Annotated in this window: 16 protein-coding genes, 2 tRNA genes and 2 other RNA genes; 16 read left to right on the top strand and 4 right to left on the bottom strand. The window is 57.9% G+C overall.

The window, feature by feature from the left end; genetic code table 11:
- The first annotated feature begins 6 nt into the window (after positions 1 to 6).
- The 15 genes from GPK89_RS06230 (at position 7) to GPK89_RS06160 (ending at position 13,449) form a co-directional block, all read left to right on the top strand.
- Positions 7 to 2,412 carry a homocysteine S-methyltransferase family protein gene (locus GPK89_RS06230; protein WP_215692043.1) on the top strand — a complete coding sequence of 802 codons (2,406 nt, stop codon included), beginning with the start codon at positions 7 to 9 and terminating at the stop codon, positions 2,410 to 2,412.
- 166 nt (positions 2,413 to 2,578) lie between these two features.
- Positions 2,579 to 3,883: a hypothetical protein gene (locus GPK89_RS06225; protein WP_215692042.1), complete on the top strand. Its 1,305-nt coding sequence runs from the start codon at positions 2,579 to 2,581 to the stop codon at positions 3,881 to 3,883.
- A gap of 18 nt (positions 3,884 to 3,901) precedes the next feature.
- Positions 3,902 to 5,482, top strand: coding sequence for an MBOAT family O-acyltransferase (locus GPK89_RS06220; RefSeq protein ID WP_215692041.1), 1,581 nt, complete (start codon positions 3,902 to 3,904; stop codon positions 5,480 to 5,482).
- 14 nt (positions 5,483 to 5,496) lie between these two features.
- Positions 5,497 to 7,023 carry an amino acid adenylation domain-containing protein gene (locus GPK89_RS06215; protein ID WP_215692040.1) on the top strand — a complete coding sequence of 509 codons (1,527 nt, stop codon included), beginning with the start codon at positions 5,497 to 5,499 and terminating at the stop codon, positions 7,021 to 7,023.
- The gene (locus GPK89_RS06210) at positions 7,020 to 8,189 is read left to right on the top strand and encodes a diaminopimelate decarboxylase family protein (protein WP_215692039.1); all 1,170 of its coding nucleotides are present in this window, start codon (positions 7,020 to 7,022) and stop codon (positions 8,187 to 8,189) included. The genes GPK89_RS06215 and GPK89_RS06210 overlap by 4 nt, the downstream gene beginning before the upstream one ends.
- Before the next feature lie 21 nt (positions 8,190 to 8,210).
- On the top strand, positions 8,211 to 8,438 hold the full coding sequence (locus tag GPK89_RS06205; RefSeq protein ID WP_215692038.1) for an acyl carrier protein: 228 nt from the start codon (positions 8,211 to 8,213) through the stop codon (positions 8,436 to 8,438).
- A gap of 81 nt (positions 8,439 to 8,519) precedes the next feature.
- An RNA gene (ffs, locus tag GPK89_RS06200) (signal recognition particle sRNA small type) lies at positions 8,520 to 8,619 on the top strand.
- A 63-nt stretch (positions 8,620 to 8,682) separates the two neighbouring features.
- Positions 8,683 to 10,416: a DNA polymerase III subunit gamma/tau gene (gene dnaX / locus GPK89_RS06195; RefSeq protein ID WP_215692037.1), complete on the top strand. Its 1,734-nt coding sequence runs from the start codon at positions 8,683 to 8,685 to the stop codon at positions 10,414 to 10,416.
- A gap of 22 nt (positions 10,417 to 10,438) precedes the next feature.
- Complete coding sequence (locus tag GPK89_RS06190; RefSeq protein ID WP_215692036.1) at positions 10,439 to 10,780, top strand: YbaB/EbfC family nucleoid-associated protein; 342 nt, start codon at positions 10,439 to 10,441, stop codon at positions 10,778 to 10,780.
- Between the two features lie 10 nt (positions 10,781 to 10,790).
- Positions 10,791 to 11,387, top strand: coding sequence for a recombination mediator RecR (recR, locus tag GPK89_RS06185; RefSeq protein WP_215692035.1), 597 nt, complete (start codon positions 10,791 to 10,793; stop codon positions 11,385 to 11,387).
- A gap of 71 nt (positions 11,388 to 11,458) precedes the next feature.
- Complete coding sequence (smpB, locus tag GPK89_RS06180; RefSeq protein ID WP_215692034.1) at positions 11,459 to 11,926, top strand: SsrA-binding protein SmpB; 468 nt, start codon at positions 11,459 to 11,461, stop codon at positions 11,924 to 11,926.
- Between the two features lie 48 nt (positions 11,927 to 11,974).
- Positions 11,975 to 12,327, top strand: a transfer-messenger RNA (tmRNA) gene (gene ssrA / locus GPK89_RS06175).
- An 80-nt stretch (positions 12,328 to 12,407) separates the two neighbouring features.
- Positions 12,408 to 12,956 carry a GNAT family N-acetyltransferase gene (locus tag GPK89_RS06170; protein ID WP_215692033.1) on the top strand — a complete coding sequence of 183 codons (549 nt, stop codon included), beginning with the start codon at positions 12,408 to 12,410 and terminating at the stop codon, positions 12,954 to 12,956.
- 98 nt (positions 12,957 to 13,054) lie between these two features.
- Positions 13,055 to 13,131, top strand: a tRNA-Pro gene (locus tag GPK89_RS06165).
- Positions 13,132 to 13,372: 241 nt separating this feature from the next.
- Positions 13,373 to 13,449 (top strand) — tRNA-Pro (locus GPK89_RS06160).
- A gap of 216 nt (positions 13,450 to 13,665) precedes the next feature.
- Here the strand turns inward: GPK89_RS06160 and GPK89_RS06155 are convergent.
- Positions 13,666 to 14,505, bottom strand: coding sequence for an SDR family oxidoreductase (locus tag GPK89_RS06155; protein ID WP_215692032.1), 840 nt, complete (start codon positions 14,503 to 14,505; stop codon positions 13,666 to 13,668).
- 208 nt (positions 14,506 to 14,713) lie between these two features.
- On the opposite strand from GPK89_RS06155, the gene GPK89_RS06150 reads away from it, so the two are divergent.
- Positions 14,714 to 16,045 (top strand): MATE family efflux transporter, encoded by a 1,332-nt coding sequence (locus tag GPK89_RS06150; RefSeq protein WP_215692031.1) that lies wholly within the window; start codon positions 14,714 to 14,716, stop codon positions 16,043 to 16,045.
- Positions 16,046 to 16,238: 193 nt separating this feature from the next.
- Here GPK89_RS06150 and GPK89_RS06145 read toward each other — a convergent pair whose 3' ends face one another.
- The 3 genes from GPK89_RS06145 to rpmB all read right to left on the bottom strand — a co-directional run bounded on the left by GPK89_RS06145 (position 16,239) and on the right by rpmB (position 17,909).
- Positions 16,239 to 17,432: an ATP-grasp domain-containing protein gene (locus tag GPK89_RS06145; RefSeq protein WP_215692030.1), complete on the bottom strand. Its 1,194-nt coding sequence runs from the start codon at positions 17,430 to 17,432 to the stop codon at positions 16,239 to 16,241.
- Between the two features lie 36 nt (positions 17,433 to 17,468).
- Positions 17,469 to 17,642, bottom strand: a complete 174-nt coding sequence (locus GPK89_RS06140) for a DUF4250 domain-containing protein (RefSeq protein ID WP_215692029.1) — start codon at positions 17,640 to 17,642, stop codon at positions 17,469 to 17,471.
- A 78-nt stretch (positions 17,643 to 17,720) separates the two neighbouring features.
- A complete protein-coding gene (rpmB, locus tag GPK89_RS06135) occupies positions 17,721 to 17,909 on the bottom strand; it encodes a 50S ribosomal protein L28 (protein WP_040917667.1) in 189 nt (62 codons plus the stop codon).
- Positions 17,910 to 17,942 lie beyond the last annotated feature (33 nt).

Raw genomic sequence — 17,942 nt, 5'->3', positions numbered from 1 at the left:
AATCTTATGCAGATTCGCGAAGTTTTTGACCGCAAGCGGTTTGTTTTTCTGGACGGCGGCATGGGTACCCAGCTGCAGACACGCGGTTTGCAGCCCGGGCAGAAACCCGAGCTGGCCGCGCTGGAAATGCCTGACGTACTGACGGCCATCCACACCGACTATGCCAACGCCGGGGCTGATATCCTGCTGGCAAACACCTTTGGTGCCAATGCAAAAAAACTGGCAGGCTGCGGCCATACGGTGGAGGATGTCGTCACGGCATCCATCGCCTGCGCCCGCAAGGCCGCCGATACTACCGGCGCACTGGTGGCGCTGGACATCGGCCCCCTGGGTGAGCTGCTGGTTCCCGCAGGCACCTTGAGCTTTGAGGATGCCTATGCCGAGTTCGCCCAGGTCATCCGTGCGGGCACGGCAGCCGGTGCCGACCTCGTCTTTTTGGAGACGATGACCGACCTGTACGAGCTGAAAGCCGCCATCCTGGCCGCCAAAGAAAACTGCACCCTGCCGATCTTTACCTCGATGAGCTTCGAGAGCCGGGGCCGTACCTTCACCGGCTGCACAGTGGAAAGCTACGCCGTCACGGCGGCAGGCCTCGGCGCGGACGCCGTGGGCATCAACTGCTCGCTTGGCCCCAAGGAAATTTTGCCCTTTGCTCAGCGGCTTTGCCGCAGCGTGCCCACCGGTGTGCCGGTCTTTGTCAAACCCAATGCGGGTCTGCCCAACCCGGACGGCAGCTACAACTTGGATCCGGACGGCTTTGCCGCCGAAATGAAAGAATACGCCGCCATCGGTGTTTCGATGGTGGGCGGCTGCTGCGGCACCACACCTGCCTTTATCGCCAAACTGCACGAGACGTTCAGTCCGCTGGCCCCGGCTGGTAAAATTCCAATCCGCCGCAGCTGCCTGTGTACACCGGTTCGCTTTGTGGAAGTAAACGGCATTACCGTCGTGGGCGAGCGCATCAACCCTACCGGCAAAAAGCGCTTGCAGCAGGCCTTACGCGACGGCGACAGTGCTTACCCCTGCACCCAGGCTGTGGCCCAGGCCGAGGCCGGTGCCCAGGTGCTGGACGTCAACGCCGGTTTGCCCGGCATCGACGAAGCCGCCACGCTGGAACAACTCGTCAAGGATTTGCAGGCCGTCACCGATCTGCCGCTGCAGCTGGATTCCTCGAACCCCGAGGCTCTTTCCCGTGCATTGCGCATTTATAACGGCAAACCCATCGTCAACTCGGTCAACGGCGAGACTGAGACGCTGGAAAAGATTTTGCCGCTCTGCAAAAAGTACGGTGCAGCCGTCGTCGGCCTGGCGCTGGATAAGGGCGGCATCCCACCGACAGTGGAGGGCCGCGTCGCCATTGCCCGCCGCATTGTGGACGCCGCCCACGCCGCAGGCATCCCGGACGAGGATATCTACATTGACTGTCTCTGCCTGACCGCCAGCGCTCAGCAGGAAGGCGCAACCCAAACGCTGCAAGCGCTGGCCCGCTGCAAAAAAGAGCTGGGCGTGCGCACCGTGCTGGGCGTATCCAACATCAGCTTTGGCCTGCCGTGCCGCGGCTACCTGAACACCACATTTTTGACGATGGCGATGTCTGCCGGGCTGGATCTGGCGATCATGAACCCCAATACGCCGGAAATGATGGCCGCCGTGCGCGCCTACCGCGTGCTGACCTGCCAGGATCCTCAGAGCACCGACTACGTGGCCGCCTACGCCGATGTGCAGATTCAGACGACCCAAACGAGCAAATCCGCTGCCACGGTGGCCGAAGTCAGCGCCGCCGCGCCGGGCGGGGACGCCCTGTTTGAGGCTGTGCGCCGCGGCCTGAAAGCCGAGGCCCGCGCCGCCGCCGATGCCGCCCTGACCATGCGGGAGCCGCTGGATGTGGTCAATACTTCGCTGATTCCCGCGCTGGACGCCGTGGGCGACGGTTTTGAGAAGGGGACCGTGTTCCTGCCGCAGCTTTTGCAGGCTGCCACCGCTGCCCAGGCCGCTTTTGAAGCCATTAAAGCCAAGATTGCAGCCTCTGGTCAGGCCCAGGGCAGCAAAGGCAAGATCGTCATTGCCACGGTCAAGGGCGATGTACATGATATCGGCAAGAACATCGTCCGCGTTATTCTGGAAAATTACGGCTATGACGTGCTCGACCTGGGCCGCGACGTTGACCCCGAGCGCGTGGTCGAGGCTGTGCGCCAGACCGGGGCCAAACTCGTGGGCCTGTCCGCCCTGATGACGACCACCGTGCCCAACATGCAGGCCACGATTGAAGCCCTGCACGCCGCGAATCTCGACTGCAAAGTCATGGTGGGCGGTGCCGTGCTGACGCCTGACTACGCCCGCGATATCGGTGCTGATTACTACTGCAAGGACGCCAAGGCAAGCGCTGACCTTGCCAAACAGCTTCTTGGATAACCCCCTGCCGCGTTTTTTGCTAAAACGCGGCAGTTTTTGTTTTCAGTTGTAAAAATTGCTGATTCTTAGGAAAAGCCATTGTAGTTACAGGGGTTATGCGCTATAATAAGCAATACGCACATTCTGGGTAAATTGGCTGATTTGTCTGATTTTTAGGAGCATCTGCTTGAAGAAACGTATCATCAAAATCGCCGCTTTTCTCGTCGGCTTTTTGCTTATCAATCTGCTTTTGTGCGGCTTTATGCCGCCGGATAACGGTTCCAGTCTTGCCATGTGGCGCAACTATCACAGCAAAGATTGCGTCGATATCGCCGTCATTGGCTCGTCGCTGGCCTCCTGCGCTTTGCCGGAGGAAAAACTGGCCGCCGCCACCGGCAAATCCGTGGCGCTGATGGCAACCAACTCCCAAAGCTGGGATATGTCCAAAATTGCACTGGAATCCGTGCTGCGGGAACATACACCGCAGTATGTCATCCTGGTCATGGACCTGTACAATATGACGGGGGAGCCGTACCCCAAGGCGCAAAAGGCTTTTCTCTCTGCCGAGTTGCAGACTTCCCGCTGGCAGGACCGCCCCGCCGAACTGCTGCGTTACATGACCAGCGCCGACCGCTTTACCGACGCGGATTCGCTGAACGCGCTGTTCCCCTGGCAGGGCGGCAACTGGCCCACCGATTGGCCCGCCACCATCCGGCAGAAGTGGAACGCCCTGACTGCCCGCATTGCTGCGCGCGGCGCGGCGCACGGCCAGCCGGAAGGGGATACCGTCATCGATTTTGACACGGTCGGCAATGTGAATACCTGGAACCAGACGAACCACCCATTCACCCAGCAGCACATTGACGAGCTTGTCTCGATGATGCAGCTCTGCCAAGAGAAAGGCGTACCGCTGCTCGTCATCAGCGCCCCAAAAACGACGCTGGACGTCATCAGCTACGATACTTATTTTGACGATTACGCCTTTTTCAAAAAGCTGGCAGGGCTTTACGGCGCATCTTACTATGACTTCAACTTTGCCAAACAGGAACTGTTCGCGAACGTTGAACCGGATTACTACAAGGATTTCACCCACATGAACACCACCGGCGGCAACGCTTTCAGCCAGTGCATGGCAAAGTTCCTGGCCCTGCTGGACGAGGGAGCTGACGTGGATGCCCTGTTTGAGACGCCGGAAGAATACCTGGCCGCCGTCAACTATATCACAAATGTGTACCTGACGCCGGAGATTCAAACGGACAAAATTCTGCTGCTGGCGGGTTCCTACCACGGACCCTCAGTCGAGGCTGAGTATGAGTTCTGGGTCAAAGCCCCCGGTGAGACGGAATACGCAAAAATTTCCGATTACGACACCCGTACCTGGGTCGAATACCCCACAACAGTACACGGTAGCTATCAGTTCCGCGTCAATGCGCGGGTAGTCGGGTCTGATGCAGATTTTGAGCGTTATTACGAATGTTATCTTGATTTTTAAATATACGGATGGTGTAGTGTGGAACTCTATTCCCTAAGCTTTGCTCTGCTGGTTACGGTCGGCCTTTTGCTGTATTATACCGTGCTGCGCACCCGCCAATGGCTCTGCCTGCTGGGGTTGAGTCTGGTGTTTTTTGCAGCCAGCGGCTGGCAGGACTTTGCGTTTTTGCTTTTTACGGCCCTGACGGTCTGGGGCGGTGGGCTTTGCCTTGCCAAGCTGGACACCGATGCCGCCGCCCGCCGCAAACAGCCCGGCTTGCCAAAAGAAGAAAAGAAGGCCATCAAGGCCCAGACCACCCGCCGCAAAAAGGGCGTGCTGGCCGGTATCCTGGTTGTGAACTTTCTGGTGCTGGGCTACTTTAAATATTGGTCCCACTTTGCGGCGCTGCTTTCCGGGGCTTGGGCCGCCAGCACGCCGTCGGCGCTGGGGCTGGTCATGCCGCTTGGCATCAGCTTTTATACATTTCAGGCTGTGGGCTACCTCATCGACTGCTACCGCGGCCGCCACCCGGCTGAGAAAAACTTTGCGCGTTTTCTCTTGTTCATCAGCTTTTTCCCGCAGCTCGTGCAGGGGCCGATCAACCGCTACGGCGAGCTGGAACCCCAGTTCATGGCCCGTCATACCTGGGATTGGGAGCACACCAAACGTGCGCTGTTCCTGTTCGCCTTCGGCGCAATGAAGAAATACGCAATTTCCAACCTGACGTCCCCGACGATTGCCGCAATTTTGGACGTTGAGGATGCCAGCGGCCTTACCGGCGCGATGGCGCTGCTGGCAATTTTGCTGTATTCTTTGCAGCAGTACGCTGATTTTTCCGGCGGTATCGATATGGTGCTGGGCGTCGCGCAGCTGTATGACATCCAGATGATGCCCAACTTCCGCCAGCCGTATTTCTCCACCTCACTGGGGGATTTCTGGCGGCGTTGGCATATCTCTCTCGGCGCATGGATGCGCGACTACCTCTTTTACCCCTTCGCCCTTACCAAGCCGATGCAGCGTTTCGGCAAATGGGCAGCCAAGCACGGCGGCAAACATTTGGGCCGCGTACTGCCCGCTGCTGTGGCGAACCTGTTGGTGTTCGCCGTCGTCGGCATCTGGCACGGCCCGGAGATTCACTACCTCGTCTGGGGTCTCTATAACGGCGTGGTCATTGCTCTGTCTGACTTGCTGGAACCCGCATTCAAAAAGCTCAACGCTGCGCTGCATATCCCCACTGAGAGCCGTGCCTGGCATCTGTTTCGCATTCTGCGCACCTTTGTCATCGTCAACATCGGCTGGTACTTTGACCGCAACGGTTTTATGCGCGGGCTGCTCTGCCTGCAAAAGACCTTTACGGATTTCCGCTTTGACTCGCTGGCGGCAAACGCCCCCGGCGCATTTTCCGCTGTTTCGGGGCCTGCGTGGGGCATCGTAATCATCAGCACCGTACTGGTCTTTGTACATAGCGTTTTGAAGGAAAACGGCCGTGACCCCTACGCGGATGTGCAGCGCCTGCCGCTGGTCGTGCGCTGGGCGCTGTACTATCTCGTCATCTTCCTGACGCTGATCAGCTTTATCTGCGTGACTGACACCACTGGTTTCCTTTACGCAAATTTCTGAGAAAAGAGTTTTTTATGCAAACCAATATTCTGGATTGGCTTGAAGCCACCGCCGCCCGCTGCCCCGATGCCCCCGCCGTGGGGGATGTGCAGCAGGACTACACCTGGGCGCAGCTGGCAGAATTGGCCCGCCGCAGCGGCAGTGCCCTGGCAGCCCGCACCGCGCCCCGCTGCCCGGCAGCGTTCTATCTCGAAAAATCTGCCCCGGCCTTTGCCGCTATGCTGGGCACGGTCTATGCGGGGTGCTGCTACTCGGTGCTGGACCCCCGCCAGCCCGCCGCCCGCACCCGGCAGGTGTTGGATACACTTGCCCCGGCATTGCTCATCACCGACGCCGAACACGCCGACGCTGCAGCAAAGCTTAGCTATTCCGGCCCCATTCTTTCGCTGGAAAGTCTGCTGACCGCCGATGAGGACGCCGCACTGCTGGCTGCCCGCCGTGTCCAGGCTGTGGACGTTGACCCCTTATACATCAACTTTACCAGCGGCAGTACCGGCGTGCCCAAGGGCGTCACGGTCAGCCACCGCTCGGTGCTGGATTTCATCCCGCAGTTTGCCGGTATTTTTGGCATCAACGGGGACGATATCCTCGGCAACCAGGCCCCCTTTGATTTTGACGTCTCGGTCAAGGATCTGTACACCGCCCTTTACACCGGGGCCAAGGTGCAGATCATCCCCCGGGCCTATTTCAGCCAGCCTACCAAGCTGATGGACTACCTGGCCGACCACGCTGTCACCACGCTGGTCTGGGCTGTCAGTGCCATGTGCTTTGTCTCCATCATGAACGGCTTCGGCTACCGCGTGCCTTCCGCCGTGCGCCAGGTTCTTTTCAGCGGTGAGGTCATGCCCATCAAGCACCTGATGAAGTGGAAGAAAGCGCTGCCCGCCGCCCGGTTCGTCAACCTCTACGGCCCTACGGAAATCACCTGCAACTGTACCTACGCCATCCTGCCTGACCGGGACTTTGCCCCTGACGAGGTGCTTCCCATTGGCCGCGCCTTCCCGAACGAGAAGGTCTTTCTGCTGGACGAAAGCGACGCCCTTGTGACCGAACCAGGCCAGGCAGGGGAGCTTTGTGTCTCCGGCACGGCACTGGCGCTGGGCTATTACGCTGACCCGGTGCGCACAGCCCAAGCCTTTACCCAGAATCCGCTGAATCCCAACTGGTACGAGCGCATTTACCGCACCGGCGATCTGGCGCGGTATGATGAAAACGGCAATTTATTCTACATCGGCCGCAAGGATTTCCAAATCAAGCATATGGGCCACCGCGTCGAGCTGGGCGAGATCGAAGCCGCCGCCATGCGGTGTGACGATGTGAGCCGTGCCTGCTGCATCTTTGACGCCGAAAAACAGCGGCTGCACCTGTTCTACACCGGCAGCTGCGAGAAAGCCGCCCTGCTGACCGCGCTGAAAGCCAACCTGCCGCCCTTTATGCAGCCCAACACGGTTCAGCAGCTGGACGAACTTCCCACGAACAAAAACGGCAAGATTGACCGAACGGCGCTGGCCGCCCTGACGAAAAAAGGAGCACGCAAATGACTGACGCCGCTTTACAAAGCATTGCTGCTGCCTACGGCACGCCGACCTTCGTCTTTGATGCCGACGCCCTGCAAGCCCGCGTGCGGGCCATCGAGGAGATTTTCGGCCCAGACATTGCGCTGTGCTATTCCATCAAGGCCAATCCGTTTTTGCTGCACGCTATGTCCTCCGCCACCGCGCGGCTGGAAGTGTGCAGCCCCGGCGAGCTTTCCATCTGCGAGCAGCTTCATGCCGCCGACGCCCGCGTCATCTACTCTGGCGTGAACAAAACGCCGGTGGATATCGTCCGCGCCGTGGCAGACGGTGCCGGCAGCTACACGGCGGAATCCCTTTTGCAGGTGCGCTATCTGCAAGAGGCCGCCCTCGCGGCGGGCAAGCACCTGCCGGTGCTGTTGCGGCTGAATGCGGGCAGTCAGTTCGGTATGTCCAAAACGGATTTGTTCCACGCGCTGGCGCATCGCGCCGAAACGCCCGATTTAGAGTTCATCGGCATCCACTATTTTGTGGGCACCCAGCGCAAAAAGCTGGCGAATCAGCAAAAGGAACTGGCGATGCTGCGCGAGCTTTATGACGAGATCGAGCAGACCTTTGGCCTGCGCCTTTCAGAGCTGGAATACGGCCCTGGCCTGTCGGTGCCTTATTTTAACGGCGACGATTTCACCGACACCCTCGCCCCGGCCAAAACGCTGGCCCCTGCCTTGCAGGAGGCCGCCCGCTGGGCGCACCTGACCGTGGAGATGGGCCGCTTTTACACCGCCGAATGCGGCTATTACCTGACTACTGCCATGGACTGTAAGGACCACGACGGCCAGCACTACTGCATTGTGGACGGCGGCATGAACCACCTGAACTACCTGGGCCAAATCATGGGCATGAAGCGCCCGCACCTGCGCCACTTTGCCGCCCAGGCAGGGGAGACACTGGATTGGACCCTCTGCGGCAGCCTGTGTACCACCAACGATGTACTGGTACGCAGTATGCCGTTGGACGGCCTTGCCCCCGGCGACCTGCTTGTCTTTGAGAATACCGGGGCTTACTCCGTCACCGAGGGGTTGGGGCTGTTTCTCAGCCGCGACCTGCCGCGGGTCGTTTTGTGGCAGGACGGTACGCCCCGCCTTGTGCGCGGCATCACGCCGACGTCCCCCCTCAACACGCCGAACTTATAGATAAAAAAGGAGAAATTCATCATGGAACGTTTACTGGAAATTTTGAGCGAGATCAAAGAGGGCGTGGACTTTTCCACCTGCACCACCCTAATCGACGACGGCATCCTTGATTCTTTTGACATTCTGCAAATCATTTCTGCCCTGAACGAGGAGTACGATATCTCCATCCCGGCGTCAGAGATCATGCCCCAGAACTTCAACAGCGCCGAAGCCCTTTACCAGATGGTGGAGCGTCTGCAGGAAGATTAATGCAAAACGCTTGCATTTATCCTGAACTTATTGTATAATACTAAAAGCGGACAGGGCTGAATTGCGCTGTTTCGCGTACAGATGCAGGTCCCGCGCGTGGGCAGCCTGTGAACCATGTCAGGCGGGGAACCGAGCAGCATTAAGCGGCGCTTGCCTAGTGCCGCGGTCAAGCCTGCATCTGTACGCAAAGCAGCGCAGCCGCGTGCTCTGCCCGCTGTTTTTATATCTTAGGAGGGATGTGTCGATGTACCGCGCTTTATATCGCAAATGGCGTCCCCAGCGCTTTGCCGACGTCGTAGGCCAGACGGCCATCGTCACGGCCTTGCAGAACCAGATTGCAGCCGGGCGTATCGGCCATGCCTACCTGTTCACCGGCACGCGCGGCACAGGCAAGACCACCTGCGCCAAAATTTTTGCCAAGGCGGTCAACTGCCTGGACACCACCAGCCCCGACCCCTGCGGCAAATGTGAAATCTGCAAGGGTATTGACTCCGGCTCCATCATGGATATCATCGAGATGGACGCTGCCTCCAACAACGGCGTTGACGATATCCGCGACCTGCGCGACGAAGTTGCCTACCTGCCGTCTGTCTGCAAATATAAAGTGTACATCATCGACGAGGTGCATATGCTTTCGACAGCCGCGTTCAACGCGCTGCTGAAAACGATGGAGGAACCGCCCGAGCATGTCATCTTCATCCTTGCTACCACCGAGGTGCAGAAGGTTCCGGTCACGATTTTAAGTCGCTGCCAACGGTACGATTTCACCCGCATCACGGCAGATGATATCGCAAAGCGTCTGCTGTATGTCGCCGGGGAAGAGAAAATCGACCTCGACGAGAACGCTGCGCAGCTGATTGGCCGCCTGGCTGACGGCGCGATGCGTGACGCACTCTCCATCCTGGACACCTGTGCCGGTGTCGACAACAAAGTTGACGAAGCCCTTGTGCGCCGCATGGCAGGCGTCACGGATAGGGGATACCTGTTCGAGATCAGCGACGCCATCAACGCCCATGATTCCGTCACCGCGCTGGAAAAAATCGCCGAACTGCGCCAGCAGAGCGTCGATATGCGCCGCCTCTGCATGGAACTGGCCGGGCATTACCGAAACCTGATGCTCTGTGCGCTACCGGGCGGCACGTCGCTTCTGACCGGTATCTCGCCGGAGGAAGAATCCGCCTACACCCAGCGCAAAGACTTCCCGCAGACCGAAGCTATCCGCGCCATCAACGCCTTTGGCTCGGCACTGGAAAAGATGAGCCGCGGCACCGACCAGCGTATTGAGTTGGAACTGGCCGTGTTCTCGCTGACCCAGGCTGAAGCCGCCGCACAGGTCGTCATCCAGCAGGCAGCCCCTGTACCCGCCGCACCGCAGGCATTCGCGTCTGCCCCCAGGGCGTTCACTGCGGCCCCGCCGCCGGTACAGGCTGCACCTGCCGTTGTGCCGCCGATGGTTTCGCAGGCACAGCCGCCCATGGCAGCCCCCGCAGCGGGGGAGACAGATGACGTACCGCCGCCCATCGACGACGAGCCGCCGTTCTTGCAGCCCGAGTTAAAACCCACACCGCAGCCTGCATCCCCGCCGACACGCCCGGCCCCTGCCGCAGCCCCCCGCAAATCGGAACCGCCCCGGCAGGCCGGCCCGCTGGAACCGTTCGGTTTCTGGCCCGCCGTCCTGTCGGATCTGGAAGAAAATGACGCCATGCTCATCTCGTTTTTGCGCGGCACCAGGGCCTACTGCGACGACAAACGCGTTTTGTTTGAATGTAGCGACGCCTTCCGCGATTACATCCGCAACAATCGTGAAGTCAGCAAGCGGCTGAAAGAAGCCATCTACCGCGTCTCGCGGATCAAATACAGCATCGGCCCCTATGAGGAGCCGAAGGAAGCCGCCAGCGATGCCCCGGCTGTCAGCATTGACGAGACCCTGCACAATATGCAGGAATTGGGCGTCGATTTGAAAATCGTTGATAAATAATTATTTTTGGAGGATATCACCCATGAAAGCAAGAATGCCCAAAGGCTACGGCCGTCCCGACCCCAACGCCATGATGCGCCAGGTGCAGAAGATGCAGGACAGCATCCGCGCTAAGCAGGAAGAACTGGAAGCCAAGGAATACACCGGCACTGCCAGCGGTGAGATGGTCACTGTCACCATGAATGGCAAGCACGAAATTACCGCTGTCAAGATCAAGCCTGAGGCCGTTGACCCCGACGATATCGAAATGCTTGAGGATCTGATCGCCGCCGCCGTCAACAGCGCCACTGCTGCCGTGGATAAGGACTCCGAGGAAGAAATGTCCAAGATGACCGGCGGGCTGAACATCCCCGGTCTGGGCTGAGAGGCACACTATGCCGCAAAATGTTGAGCCGCTGGAAAACCTGGTGGATCAGTTTGCCCGTTTTCCCGGCGTTGGCCGAAAAAGCGCCGTGCGCATGGCTTACCAGGTCATGTCCATGCCGCCAGAGCAGGCAATGGAGCTTGCCAAAGCCATTGAGCACGCAAAGAAAGACCTGCACCGCTGCCGCATTTGCCAGGACTATACTGCCGGTGAGGTCTGTAAAATTTGCGCCTCCCAAAAGCGGGACCGCAGCGTCATCTGCGTTGTGGAAAGCCCGCGGGATATCAAATCCATCGAACGCACCCACGAATATAGCGGCCTGTACCATGTGCTGCACGGCCTGATCTCACCGATGGACGGTATCGGTGCAGACCAACTCTGCGTCAAGGAACTGCTGGCCCGCCTGAACGACACCGTCAAGGAGGTCATCATGGCCACCAGTCCCACGGTGGAGGGCGAGGCAACCGCTATGTATATCGCCAAACTCATCAAGCCGCTGGGCATCAAGACGACCCGCCTGGCCTATGGTCTGCCGGTGGGTTCCAGTTTGGAATATGCCGATGAGACGACGCTGTACCGCGCTATGGCCGGTCGCGGCGAGATGTGACGAAAAGCCCTTGACTTTTCGCCGCAGCCGCGTTACAATAAATATCCTATCACCGCGAAGGAGGTGTGCCCATGGCCGAGGACAAAAGCGGAAAGAAAATGATTGCCGTCAACCGTGAGGTGCGCCACGAATACTTTGTGGTCGAAGCGCTGGAAACCGGCATTGAGCTGGTCGGCACCGAGGTCAAAAGCCTGCGCGCCGGTGGGGTAAACCTCAAGGATTCCTGGGCGGATATCGATGACGGCGAGTTGATAGCAAAAGGTATCCACATCAGCCCCTATGAGCAGGGCAACATCTTCAACAAAGACCCGCGCCGCCCGCGGCGGCTGCTGGCGCACAAAGCGGAGATTCGCCGCCTGGGCCAGCAGATCAAGCTGCAAGGGTATACGCTTGTTCCTCTTTCGCTCTATTTCAAGAAAGGGCGCGTCAAGCTGGAATTAGGTCTTTGTAAAGGCAAAAAGCTCTATGACAAGCGTGCAACTGCTGCGGCACGCGATGCCAAGCGCGACATTGACCGCGCACTGAAAACGCAGCGATAAGTTGTTTTCCCTTATCTTTCCCGGCAGGCTCACACCTGCCGAATATGCGGGGCTGTAATGGTTTCGACGGGGAGAGAGAGGCGTGAGCAGCGGGCCGTGGCGGTGACCCACGATAAAAGCGCCAACTTAAATTAACTGACAACAATTATCCTGTTGCCGTAGCTGCCTAATTAGGCTCTACCGTTCTGCCCGCGTTAGTACCGCGCGGGGTCAGGGCGTCGATTAGGTACTGAACGTGAACGGGCTTAAGCTTTGCGGTCCGGCATGAATTTATGAAGCTACCGCGGTGTAGTGCGTGTGTGTTCGCCCGCACCAAGGGAAATTCAATAAGCACACTGCGCCCGGAGATACTCTAACCGATTTCTTTTCGGACACGGGTTCGACTCCCGTCAGCTCCACCATGAAAAAACGTCGTAGATTCGTTGAAATCTACGACGTTTTTGTTTATAAGTACACACATTAGTCCGCTAAGGAGGGTACCATGCAATATCAAAAGAACTTGACCCTGCGCGACGGCACGCCCTGTGTGCTGCGCAATGCTGGGGCAGACGACGCCGAGCCGGTACTGCGCATTTTCAATCTGACCCACACACAGACCGAGTTTCTGCTGACCTATCCGGGGGAAAGCCCGATGACCGTAGAAAATGAGCGGGATTTTCTCGCCCAATCCGCTGCCAGCTCCAACAGTATTGAAATCTGCGCTGTTATCGGCGGCGAAATCGTCGGCACCGCCGGCATAACCCCCATAGGCAGTCAGGAGAAGCTGCGCCACCGCGCCGAGTTCGGCATCAGTATCGACCGGGCCTATTGGGGCAGGGGCATCGGCCGCGCCCTGACGGAGGCCTGTATCGAGTGCGCCAAAACGGCAGGGTATACCCAACTGGAACTGGACGTCGTGGCCGAGAATACCGCCGCACGAATGCTGTATGAGCACGTAGGTTTCACCGAGTATGGCCGCAATCCGCGCGGTTTCCGCACCCGCAGCGGCGCATGGCAGGAGCTTATTTTGATGCGCTTGGAGTTGGACTGAAATTCGGACAAAATTTCCCATTTATTTTTCAAAATTGCTTGACATTTGTGATTTACTCCGCTATAATGAATAAGCTGATTTGAGACAGCCCGGTTCGACCGGGTGTAGCGCAGTTTGGTAGCGCGCTTGAATGGGGTTCAAGAGGCCGTGAGTTCGACTCTCGCCACTCGGACCAAACGTTGGGCTGTCTGTTCAGTATACCGCCAAATCCTTATGGGTCTGGCGGTTTTTGTTTTGTGGTAAACTTGGGGTCAAGTTGGTCAACAAGCGGGACTTTGGGGACAGCCGCTACGGTTGCAGCATAATCCATGAAAATTAAAAATGTCAAATTCCGCAACTTTTTATGGTGCAGGGTATTGACATTTTCTTCGCAGTCGGTTATAATATATAAGCTGATTTGAGACAGCCCGGTTCGACCGGGTGTAGCGCAGTTTGGTAGCGCGCTTGAATGGGGTTCAAGAGGCCGTGAGTTCGACTCTCGCCACTCGGACCAAACGTTGGGTTGTCTACTCAGTATAACCGCCAAATCCTTTCGGATTTGGCGGTTTTTTATTACGTCTTTGAGAAAGCGATATTTTGAAAGAACGAACTTGCCATCCGCTGCTACCAGCGTGCAGGCTTCGCCATTGACGGCGGCATCGTTCATCAGGCAACGACCGCCGGGGACGGCGACTTTTACCGTATGGTGCGCCGCTGATTTCCGCCGCACTTATTCCAGCCCATACTCCCGCAAGCAGTGCTTTATACCGGCCTGTGTGTCTGCAAATCCCACACCTGCGGCGTTGCGGAACTTGCTGCCGTCCATCAGCAGGCTGCGCGGCCACTCCTGTTTTTCAATCTCTGGGTGGATGCCCAGCGTCTCACAGACCCGCAACGCGGTCGTGTACATGTTGCAGTCGTTCTCACTGCCAAAGTTGTACACGCCGCCGGGCAGTTCCATTGCCTGGGTCAGCTGCTCCACAGCCTCGCGCACGTAGGTAATGCCGCGGTAGTCACGGCAGGAGAACCGCAGTGTGCCGCCGTGCAGAGCCGCACTGTACAGATTCAGCAGAAAATTTCCGCGGATCGGCAAGCCATACCCGGGCAGATCGTACATCCAGGTAGCACGCAGCAGCACAGCATCGGGCCGGGCATCCAGCACGCGCTGTTCGGCTTCCAGCTTGTGGCGGCCATAGACGTTGGCAGGGGAGAGCGGCGTATCCTCGGCAAACGGCCCAATGTCCGTCAGCCCCGTGTATACCTGGTCCGAGCTGAAACACACAAGCTTTGCCCCCACTGTCTGCGCGGCCCTGGCCACCCAGAGCGGCAGCTGCACATTGGCGCGATAGGATTCCTCCGGGTGTTTTTGGCTGTATCCAGTGTCCGAGATTGCCGCTGTGTGCAAAATTACGTCGGGCTGTTCGTGCCACACAAGCTCGGCCACCGCCGTTTCATCGGCGGCGGCCAGCATCCCTTTCGGGAAAGCGCACAGTTCATACCGGCCTGCCAGCTGCGCCATAATGCGTGCCCCCACAAAGCCGCCTGCACCGGAAACCAACACTTTTTTCATCAGAGATTCTCCTTACAAAACTATTTTGCTTTTATTGTACCGTTTTTGCGCACCCGGCGCAAGCATCTTGACAAATTCGGCGGTAGTTTGTATAATAAAGGCACCTAAAATAAGGTGTGGATTTTTACAGTTTTGATACTACTTTTCGCCACACAATGGCCCTCCGGGCTGTTGTGTGGCGTTTTTGCGTGCCGAAAAGGAGAAACCCATGAACGATACTTTTATGAAAGAAAAACCGATTTTCCCGCTGCTGACTTCGATGGCGCTGCCCATGGTCATTTCTATGCTGGTCAACGCGCTGTACAACATTGTGGACAGCCTCTTCGTTGCCCGCATCAGTGAGGAAGCCATGACCGCGCTCTCGCTGGTGTACCCGGTGCAAAACCTCATCAATGCAATCGCGATTGGTTTCAGCGTCGGCATCAGTGCGCTGATCTCGCTGCACATGGGCGCAGGCAATAAGGAAAAGGCTGACACTGCCGCCACCCACGGCATGGTGCTTTCGCTGATTCACGGCGTCATTATCTCCATCGTCTGCACGGCCATCATGCCGCGCTTTCTGCGGTCCTTCACCAGCGATGAATCGGTCATCGCCATGGGTCTGACCTATTCCAGCATCGCCTTTATGTTTGCCGTTGTCATCATGGCGGCCATGTCGTTTGAGAAGATTTTTCAGGCCGTTGGCCGGATGAACGTCACAATGATCGGCCTGATGGGCGGCTCCGTCTGCAACATCATCCTTGACCCGTTGCTGATTTTCGGCATCGGTCCCTTCCCGGAAATGGGCATTGCAGGCGCGGCGCTGGCTACCGGCATCGGCCAGCTGGTACCGGTCGTGTTCTACCTCATCGTTTATAACGTGCGGCCCATCCCGGTCAAGCTGCGCCGCGCCTGCCTGCGGGCCGACGCCAAGCTGGACCTGCAGCTGTACGCCATCGGCGTGCCTGCTATCCTGAATTTAGCGCTGCCTTCGGTGCTTATCTCCTTCCTGAATGGACTGCTGGCGGCATTCTCCCAGAGCTATGTTGTGGTGCTGGGCATCTACTACAAATTGCAGACTTTCCTGTATCTGCCCGCCAACGGCATTGTGCAGGGCCTGCGTCCCATCATTGGCTACAACTACGGCGCAGGGGAGTATGACCGTGTCAAGAAGCTCTACCGCACGGCCATGGGGATGTGCGCGGCCATTATGGCGGCGGGCACGGTACTGTGCCTGGCGCTGTCCGGGCAACTGATTGGGCTGTTCAGTTCCAGCGCGGAGACCATCGCCATCGGCACAGTCGCATTGCGCATTATCTGTGCGGGCTTCATCGTCTCGACGATCTCGGTCGTTGTCTCCGGTGCGCTGGAGGGCCTAGGCATGGGCGTACAGTCGCTTGTTATTTCGCTGTGCCGCTATGTGGTAGTCATCATGCCGCTGGCCTGGGCGTTCTGCCGCGTGCTGGGTGCAAACGGCATCTGGAACGCCTTCTGGGTGACGGAGGTCATCACCGCCGTGATTGCGCTGGGCGTATACCATAAGAGCGTGAAATTGAAGTAAGGGTATACAAAGAGAGCCTGACCGGGGATGGTCAGGCTCTTTCTGTATAAAGGTCTCCCCTTGGGGGAAGCTTGTCACCGAAGGTGACTGATGTGGGGCGCGCTTGCAGCAGCAGCCCATTTATGCGTAATCATGGGCACGCCTCTCCTCATCCAGCCCTTTGGGTCACCTTCTCCCTCGTGAGAAAGCTTTTTTACGCTTTCTCCTGCACGTAGCGGATGAACGCGTCGCGCTCGGCGGTGGAGCGCACGACGGCGGTGTACATCTGGTCGCCCATGTCCAGGCGCAGGGCCTGGGGGATGCGCTCTGCCATCTTCATGCGACTGCCGTACTTGGCCATGATCTGTGCGTGGGTGCGCTTGTACTCGTGGCAGTCGCGGCGGCCTGCATAGACGCAGAAATACTTGGGGCCGTCCAGCTCAGCGTTGCGCACCTCATCATAGCAGACCATGTCGGCCCAAATCTGGTAGCAATCCACCGAGTTCGCATAATTGATCATATCGGGCGTGTAGCCGCCGGCCGGGCGCATATTGACTTCCAGCGCAACGTAATCGCCCTTTTTGCCAAGGCCGGGCTTGTCCTCGTTGAGCTGGAAAAACTCGCAGTGGAAGAACCGGCTCTTTGCGCCGAACGCCTTGATGGTGCGGAAGCCCACATCCTTCAGCGCGGCGGGCACAGTTTTCTGCGTCCAGTAGCTCAAATCACCGTTCTCACTGACGATATCCAGCATCGGGGTGGGGAACACATTGGAGGTGTAGAACAGCGGCACGCAATGGCTGTCGGCCACGCCGTCAAAGCTGACGATGGTGCCGTTGATATATTCCTCCATAATATACTGCACATTATGCGGCTCTGCATAGAACTTTTTCAGTTCGGTAAAGTTATGCAGCTTGTAGGTGGCCTCGGCACCGCAGCCGTTGTCCGGCTTGACGATGACCGGGTAGCCGACTTCCTTAATAAAGGTGCGGGCTTCATGCAGGGTGCTGACCATATGGTGGCGGGCCACCGGCACACCGGCGGCAATGTAGCTTTCCTTCATCTTGCTCTTGTACTTGATGCGCTCGATGAAGTCGTTCTGTGCGCCGGTCGTGATGTTGAAATCCGTGCGCAGCTGGGCATCCATTTCCAGCCAATATTCGTTGTTGGACTCGATCCAATCGATTTTGCCGTAGTGGAAGGTGAAGTAGGCGACAGCACGGAGCATCTCGTCATAGTTACCGAGGTTGTTCACGCGGTAATACTCCGTCAGGCAGTTTTTCAGTTCCCACGGAATCTCGTCGAACGGCGCGTCACCGATGCCCAGCACATTGACACCATTGCGGTGCAGGCGGTCGCAGAAATTCCAGTAGGTCTTGGGGAAATGCGGGCTGACAAAGATAAAATTCATCGGGTTCTTCAACTTCCTCTCTCTATTTGGGGGGTATCACACAAATCGGTTCTGTTCGGCGTTGTACTCATAGCCGATTTCGGCCAGAGCCGCACACAACGCCTGCTTGTCGGCATCCTCGCGGTCGCAGAGCGCATCCAGAGAAGCGTCCCTGTCGCGCAACTGGGTGTTGACATAGCTCAATAGCATTACGGGGTCATGGGGGAGCATGGGCGAACCTCCTTAAAAAAGCAAACCAAAAGAGAAAAAGCCGGTCACACGGATGTGACCGGCATTTTTTCCTTCCAATCAGACCGCGCGGGTAACTTTACCAGAGCGCAGGCAGCGGGTGCAGGCGTAGATATACTTCGGGGAACCGTCCACGATCGCCTTCACGCGCTTGACATTGGGGTTCCAGGTACGGTTGCTCCGACGATGAGAGTGAGAAACCTTGATACCGAACGTGACACCCTTGCCACAGCAAGAACATTTGGCCATAATGCTTGCACCTCCTTTTCAATAGCTTTAACA

This window comes from Gemmiger formicilis (genome assembly GCF_018784445.1).
Taxonomy (GTDB): Bacteria; Bacillota; Clostridia; order Oscillospirales; family Ruminococcaceae; genus Gemmiger.
This window is presented reverse-complemented; position numbering and strand designations above follow the sequence as displayed.